This window comes from Lawsonibacter sp. OA9, assembly GCF_022440585.1.
In genome coordinates, this window is sequence record NZ_JAKNTI010000028.1 from 1 (window position 1) to 7,560 (window position 7,560).

Genomic DNA, 7,560 nt, shown 5'->3' on the forward strand with positions numbered 1-7,560 from the left:
TTTTTTTTGATAACCGGCTTTTTATCATCCATGAATCAGGACTGCTGTCCAGAAGATCCACAGGATTTTATAGTATATACCATATGGATGTGGATAAAATTTTATTTAAGGAAATCTTTGTGCAGAAGGACAGCTTGTACTGCATAATTTACGGTTGCAATTTTTATTTTAATAGATGATAATAAAAAGAGCATGACGAAAAAAGGAGAGAAAAAACATGATCCGTGAGATAAATGTGAATAAATTAACGGAAAATATCAAAGATATGTGTATACAGGCTAATCATGTGCTTTCTGAAGTATGGACTGCCGCATGAAGGAAGCAGTAAATATGGAAGAGTCTGAGCTTGGCAGACAGATTTTACATCAGCTTCAGGAAAATTTAAAAATAGCAGAGGAAGATATGATCCCTATTTGTCAGGATACGGGAATGGCTGTAATTTTCCTTGAAATTGGACAGGATGTACACTTTATTGGCGGTGAGTTGGAAGCTGCCGTAAATGAAGGTGTCAGACAGGGGTATGTGGAAGGATTTTTAAGAAAATCAGTAGTGAATGACCCATTGATTCGGGAAAATACGAAAGACAATACACCGGGAATCATACATTATACAATTGTACCTGGGGATAAAGTAAAAATAACTGTTGCACCCAAAGGATTTGGAAGTGAAAATATGAGCCGTATATTCATGTTAAAACCGGCAGATGGAATTGATGGCGTAAAAGATGCTGTCCTCACAGCCGTAAAAGATGCCGGACCAAATGCATGTCCTCCAATGGTGGTGGGCATAGGCATAGGAGGAACTTTTGAAAAATGTGCAATTATGGCAAAACAGGCGCTGACAAGGAATGTAAATGAACATTCGTCTATACCTTATGTTAAAGAACTGGAAGAGGAACTGCTTCAGACAATTAACGGTCTCGGAATTGGTCCCGGCGGTTTAGGAGGCAGAGTAACTGCACTGGCTGTCAATATCAATACATATCCTACACATATTGCAGGGCTTCCTGTTGGTGTTAACATCTGCTGCCATGTAAATCGGCATGTAGTGAGAACAATTTAGAGAAAGGTGAGTATATCATGGACAGACATATTAAAGTTCCAATGACAAAGGAAGAGACCAGGAAATTAAAATCCGGCGATTATGTATATTTAACAGGAACTATTTACAGTGCGAGAGATGCTGCTCATAAAAAAATGTTTGAGGCAATTCAGAATAAGGAAGAACTTCCTCTCGATATAGAAAGAAACATTATATATTATATGGGACCTTCTCCAGCCAGAGAGGGAAGGGTAATAGGATCAGCGGGACCTACTACAGCGAGCAGAATGGATAAGTATACTCCAAAACTGCTTGATCTGGGCATGGGTGGTATGATTGGAAAGGGAAAAAGGACAGAAGATGTAAGACAGGCTATAATAAGAAACAATTCTGTTTACTTTGCAGCTGTCGGAGGTGCGGGAGCATTACTGTCAAAGTGTATTGTTGATTCCGAAGTTATTGCATATGATGATCTTGGAACAGAAGCTATCCGAAAGATGACGGTAGAAAATTTCCCGGTAATTGTTGTTATTGATTCTGAAGGAAATAATCTGTATGAGACTGCAATACAAAATTACAAAGCAGAGTAGAAAGTGAAAAGAAGATAGTGAAGAGAATTATGTTGATGGTGTTAAATAATATATTATTTGCCCCATACTGGTTTTTACAGCTTGTGTTATATGGAAGAAAGAACGACAAACATACAGTGGAAGAAAGATTTTCACTGTTGAAGAAGATAACAGTCAATGCCAATAAAGGAGGAAGAGTGACGATTCAGGCGACTGGCCTGGATCATCTTCCGAGTGAGGATGGGTTTATCCTTTATCCTAATCATCAGGGATTATTTGATGTGCTAGCTTTTGTTGAGAGCTGTAACCATCCTTTCAGTGTAGTGATGAAAAAAGAAGTTCAAAATATTCCGTTCCTCAAGCAGGTGTTTTCGGTGATGCGTGCAAGGGCAATTGACAGAGAAGATGTGCGTCAGGCTATGAAGGTGATACTGGATATGGCTGAGGATGTAAAAAATGGAATCAACTATGTGATTTTTGCAGAAGGGACACGCTCCAGGAATGGGAATAATCTTCAGGATTTTAAGGGTGGAAGTTTTAAGGCGGCTATTAAAGCCAAGTGTCCGATCGTCCCCGTTGCAGTTATAGATTCTTATAAACCATTTGATACCAATTCGATAGAACCGGTGACGGTTCAGGTACATTATTTAAAGCCATTATATTATGAAGATTACAAGGATTTAAAGTCGGTTGAAATCGCAAAAACAGTTAAAAAAATGATACAGGAAAAAATAAATAAAAAAATTGAAGAATCTGCTAAAAAATGATTGACAAACATTTACTACTTTTGTATAATAATCAATGCGTCACAAATGAGTGAACGCGTAAAATATCATATTATTAAAGGTAATTCAGATTGAGGAGAAGTACTCAAGTGGCTGAAGAGGTGCCCCTGCTAAGGGTATAGGCCGTTTACGCGGCGCGAGGGTTCAAATCCCTCCTTCTCCGTCTTTTTAAGACCTGGAAATAAAAAACAAAAAGTTTTTAAAAAAGTATTGACAGACAATCAATCATATGATATTCTATTATAGCTGTCGCTGATACAGACAAGCACAGCAAACAATGAACTTTGATAACTGAACAGTAAAACACATCCTTGAAAATTCTAAAAAAGAATTTCATTAAATTGACGAAAAGTCAAAACCAACAGTAAAAGGGATAAGATAGCCAAGAGTTATCTTGAACTGGAACGAACACTTAATTTGAGAGTTTGATCCTGGCTCAGGATGAACGCTGGCGGCGTGCTTAACACATGCAAGTCGAACGAAGCACATAAAACGGACATCTTCGGAAAGAAGTATTATGTGACTGAGTGGCGGACGGGTGAGTAACGCGTGGGTAACCTGCCGTATACAGGGGGATAACAGTTAGAAATGACTGCTAATACCGCATAAGCGCACAGAGTCGCATGACTCGGTGTGAAAAACTCCGGTGGTATACGATGGACCCGCGTCTGATTAGGTAGTTGGTGGGGTAACGGCCCACCAAGCCCGCGATCAGTAGCCGACCTGAGAGGGTGACCGGCCACATTGGGACTGAGACACGGCCCAAACTCCTACGGGAGGCAGCAGTGGGGAATATTGCACAATGGGGGAAACCCTGATGCAGCGACGCCGCGTGAGCGAAGAAGTATTTCGGTATGTAAAGCTCTATCAGCAGGGAAGAAAATGACGGTACCTGACTAAGAAGCCCCGGCTAACTACGTGCCAGCAGCCGCGGTAATACGTAGGGGGCAAGCGTTATCCGGATTTACTGGGTGTAAAGGGAGCGTAGACGGCATAGTAAGTCTGATGTGAAAGGCGGGGGCTCAACCCCTGGACTGCATTGGAAACTATTAAGCTGGAGTGTCGGAGAGGTAAGTGGAATTCCTAGTGTAGCGGTGAAATGCGTAGATATTAGGAGGAACACCAGTGGCGAAGGCGGCTTACTGGACGATCACTGACGTTGAGGCTCGAAAGCGTGGGGAGCAAACAGGATTAGATACCCTGGTAGTCCACGCCGTAAACGATGTATACTAGGTGTCGGGGGGCAAAGCCCTTCGGTGCCGCAGCAAACGCAATAAGTATACCACCTGGGGAGTACGTTCGCAAGAATGAAACTCAAAGGAATTGACGGGGACCCGCACAAGCGGTGGAGCATGTGGTTTAATTCGAAGCAACGCGAAGAACCTTACCAAGTCTTGACATCTAACTGACCGGTCCGTAACGGGGCCTTCCCTACGGGGCAGTTAAGACAGGTGGTGCATGGTTGTCGTCAGCTCGTGTCGTGAGATGTTGGGTTAAGTCCCGCAACGAGCGCAACCCTTATCCTTAGTAGCCAGCAAGTGAAGTTGGGCACTCTAGGGAGACTGCCAGGGATAACCTGGAGGAAGGTGGGGATGACGTCAAATCATCATGCCCCTTATGATTTGGGCTACACACGTGCTACAATGGCGTAAACAAAGGGAAGCGATCACGCGAGTGTCAGCAAATCCCAAAAATAACGTCTCAGTTCGGATTGTAGTCTGCAACTCGACTACATGAAGCTGGAATCGCTAGTAATCGCGAATCAGAATGTCGCGGTGAATACGTTCCCGGGTCTTGTACACACCGCCCGTCACACCATGGGAGTCGGATATGCCCGAAGCCTGTGACCCAACCGTAAGGAGGGAGCAGTCGAAGGTGGAGCCGATAACTGGGGTGAAGTCGTAACAAGGTAGCCGTATCGGAAGGTGCGGCTGGATCACCTCCTTTCTAAGGAAGAAGAAGTAGGCATTGAGCATTTGATGAGAACGAGCCGGAAGGCGAAGGTCGAATCTAGTGCGAAAGCCCGCCTGGACACTTAGCGAATGCGAGCGAAAGCGAAGCATAAGGTTAGTGACCACGGTGAAGAGATGTGTTTTACTGTTGAGTTATCGAAGAGATAACGCACTGGTGAGGAAAAAAAGAGCAGCTTACTACACAACGTAAGCAGAAGAAGTTCCACTGACGTAGAACAGCTTTCACACTAAGCTCGGAAGGGCCTCGCTAAGTGTTCAATGTTTCTGGTGGCGATGCGCTTAGGGGAAACACCCGTACCCATCCCGAACACGATGGTTAAGACTTAAGCGGCCGATGGTACTGCACTGGTGACGGTGTGGGAGAGTAGGTGGCTGCCAGACCATAAAAAAGTTAATGAATCCGAGCGAGAGCGAAGGATGAATTTAGTTTTTCAGGTCGTTCGCAAAACGAAGTGAAGCGAACTTCCGAAAAAAGGGCTTATAGCTCAGCTGGTTAGAGCGCACGCCTGATAAGCGTGAGGTCGGTGGTTCGAGTCCACTTAAGCCCATTAAGTGGAAACTTCTCGGTAGAGGAGGAAAGGCCCACTTAAGCCCATTAAGTGGAAACTTCTCAATAGAGGAGGAAAGGCCCACTTAAGCCCATTAGGTGAAACTTCCTAAAACAGGAAAAATCCATTTGAAAAAGCAATAATAAATAAGACCCATGGGGGTGTAGCTCAGTTGGGAGAGCACCTGCCTTGCAAGCAGGGGGTCAAGGGTTCGAATCCCTCCATCTCCATTCGGTATGGAAACATACCGGAACAAAGCAGATGGAAGCAAGCTTCCATGTGTCTCCATCAGGAATCTGATTGTCGCAGTATGTACCTTGAAAACCGCATATACGAAAATATCTATATTGATAACATCTCTTATCAGCGAAGCTGATAAGCAAGAAACGTTAGAGATAGGAAAAGACATCCGAGGAACCACAGGCAGAGATGCATGTGGTGAATCAAACATTGTAAACGCAATGAAACGAAACGCTCGATGCGAAAGCATCGCAAGTACCGACTGTTCCAAACGCTATTGGAGCAGGAAGGTCAAACAAGAAAGAGCGCAGGGTGGATGCCTTGGCACTAAGAGCCGATGAAAGACGTGATAAGCTGCGAAAAGCTTCGGGGAGGAGCAAATATCCTACGATCCGGAGATCTCTGAATGGGGAAACCTGCATACCCAAACGGTATGTATCCATACGCCAATTCATAACGTATGGAGGGGAACCCGGGGAACTGAAACATCTAAGTACCCGGAGGAAAAGAAAGAAACATCGATTTCCAAAGTAGCGGCGAGCGAAATGGAAGGAGCCTAAACCAGCATGCGTGCATGCTGGGGTTACGGACTGCAGAAAGTGACTTCAATGCTAGTAGAATGGTTTTGGGAAAGCCAGCCAGAGAGGGTGAAAGCCCCGTATACGAAAGCAGGCGAGAGCGAGCAGGATCCAAAGTACCGCGAGACACGAGAAACCTTGCGGGAAGTCGGGGGGACCACCCCCCAAGGCTAAATACTCCTTAGTGACCGATAGCGCATAGTACTGTGAAGGAAAGGTGAAAAGGACCCCGGGAGGGGAGTGAAAGAGAACCTGAAACCCTGTGTTTACAAACTGTGGAACCACTTTACAGGTGGAACCGCGTACTTTTTGTAGAACGGTCCGGCGAGTTACGCTGGCTGGCAAGGTTAAGCACTTCAAGGTGTGGAGCCGAAGGGAAACCAAGTCTTAATAGGGCGATTAAGTCAGTCAGAGTAGACCCGAAACCGGGTGATCTATCCATGTCCAGGTTGAAGTTGCCGTAAAAGGCAATGGAGGACCGAACGCACATCCGTTGAAAAGGGTGGCGATGAGGTGTGGATAGGGGAGAAATTCCAATCGAACCCGGAGATAGCTGGTTCTCCTCGAAATAGCTTTAGGGCTAGCCTCATGAGAGTCTTTTGGAGGTAGAGCACTGAATTTCCTAGGGGGCGTCAAAGCTTACCGAAGAATATCAAACTCCGAATGCCAGTAAGATGATTCATGGGAGTCAGACTATACGAGATAAGTTGGATAGTCAAAAGGGAAAGAGCCCAGACCACCGGCTAAGGTCCCAAAGTGTGTGTTAAGTGGAAAAGGATGTGGGATTTCGAAGACAACTAGGATGTTGGCTCAGAAGCAGCCATACATTCAAAGAGTGCGTAATAGCTCACTAGTCGAGAGGTCCTGCGCCGAAAATGTCCGGGGCTGAAACACAACACCGAAGCCGTGGGATGGTAGCAATACCATCGGTAGAGGAGCATTGAAGACGCGAAGAAGCGGTACCGTAAGGAGCCGTGGAGAGTCTTGAAGAGAGAATGCCGGAATGAGTAGCGAGAGAGAGGTGAGAATCCTCTCGGCCGAATATCCAAGGTTTCCAGAGTAAAGCTGATCTGCTCTGGGTAAGTCGGGGCCTAAGGCGAGGGCGAAAGCCGTAGTCGATGGACAACAGGTTGAGATTCCTGTACTGCAAGGTAACAGAACTGTGGGGACATATGTGGAAAGTGCAACCCTGGAATGGAATCCAGGGGCAAGCGAGGTAGGAGTAAGGCAGGCAAATCCGCCTTACAATCCGAAGGCGTGATGCGGACCGAAATAAAGTAGGGAAGTGCATGAGCCATGTATCAAGAAAAGCCGCTATTGTTTACCGTGTACCCGTACCGTAAACCGACACAGGTGGATGAGGAGAGAATCCTAAGGCCGACGGAAGAAGCATTGTTAAGGAACTCGGCAAAATGACCCCGTAACTTCGGGAGAAGGGGTGCCATCGAAAGATGGCCGCAGAGAATAGGCTCAAGCAACTGTTTAGCAAAAACACAGGTCTATGCAAAACCGAAAGGTGAGGTATATGGGCTGACGCCTGCCCGGTGCTGGAAGGTTAAGAGGAGAGGTTAGCCGCAAGGCGAAGCTTTGAATTTAAGCCCCAGTAAACGGCGGCCGTAACTATAACGGTCCTAAGGTAGCGAAATTCCTTGTCGGGTAAGTTCCGACCCGCACGAAAGGCGTAATGATTTGAGCACTGTCTCGACAATGCATCCGGTGAAATTGAAGTACCAGTGAAGATGCTGGTTACCTGCGCCAGGACGGAAAGACCCCATGGAGCTTTACTCCAGCTTGATACTGGGATTCGGTATTGCATGTACAGGATA

2 protein-coding genes, 3 tRNA genes, 3 rRNA genes and 1 pseudogene are annotated in these 7,560 nt (G+C 45.8%); all 9 read left to right on the forward strand.

Translation table 11 applies throughout. The annotated features are described in order from the left end of the window. Nucleotides 1-217 precede the first annotated feature (217 nt). Nucleotides 218-1,062: pseudogene (locus tag MCG44_RS14670) on the forward strand (fumarate hydratase). 17 nt (nucleotides 1,063-1,079) lie between these two features. After that, nucleotides 1,080-1,631, forward strand: coding sequence for a Fe-S-containing hydro-lyase (locus MCG44_RS14675; RefSeq protein ID WP_240288983.1), 552 nt, complete (start codon nucleotides 1,080-1,082; stop codon nucleotides 1,629-1,631). Between the two features lie 29 nt (nucleotides 1,632-1,660). Beyond that, entirely contained in the window at nucleotides 1,661-2,377 is a 717-nt protein-coding gene (locus MCG44_RS14680) for a lysophospholipid acyltransferase family protein (protein WP_263858510.1), read from the forward strand. A 93-nt stretch (nucleotides 2,378-2,470) separates the two neighbouring features. Next, nucleotides 2,471-2,558 (forward strand) — tRNA-Ser (locus MCG44_RS14685). Between the two features lie 250 nt (nucleotides 2,559-2,808). Then, a 16S ribosomal RNA gene (locus MCG44_RS14690) occupies nucleotides 2,809-4,342 on the forward strand. A gap of 289 nt (nucleotides 4,343-4,631) precedes the next feature. Further along, nucleotides 4,632-4,749: ribosomal RNA gene (gene rrf, locus MCG44_RS14695) — 5S ribosomal RNA — on the forward strand. A gap of 93 nt (nucleotides 4,750-4,842) precedes the next feature. Next, nucleotides 4,843-4,916, forward strand: a tRNA-Ile gene (locus MCG44_RS14700). 157 nt (nucleotides 4,917-5,073) lie between these two features. Next, nucleotides 5,074-5,146, forward strand: a tRNA-Ala gene (locus tag MCG44_RS14705). A gap of 299 nt (nucleotides 5,147-5,445) precedes the next feature. Next, a 23S ribosomal RNA gene (locus tag MCG44_RS14710) occupies nucleotides 5,446-7,560 on the forward strand; the annotation flags it as partial.